This window comes from Peribacillus sp. SIMBA_075 (genome assembly GCF_046534585.1).
Window position 1 is genome coordinate 1 of the sequence record NZ_JAWRYN010001727.1, and the last position, 231, is coordinate 231.

Consider the following 231-nt stretch of genomic DNA (forward strand, 5'->3'; position numbering starts at 1 on the left):
GGGTGTCGATATCGGTCAGCTGCAGGCGTGTGTCATTACCGGGTATCCAGGCTCCGTTGCGAGTACGTGGCAGCAGGCGGGTCGTGCAGGGAGACTACAAGGAGAGTCTGTGGTCGTGATGGTCGGCAGCTCGACGCCGTTGGATCAGTACGTCATCGCTCATCCCGAGTATTTTTTTGATCGCAGTCCAGAGACAGCGCGGATCAACCCAGACAACCTGATCATACTGGT

1 pseudogene is annotated in these 231 nt (G+C 57.1%); it reads left to right on the top strand.

The features are described 5' to 3' along the window. Positions 1-231, top strand: a pseudogene (locus SB775_RS34345) (ATP-dependent helicase); the annotation flags it as partial.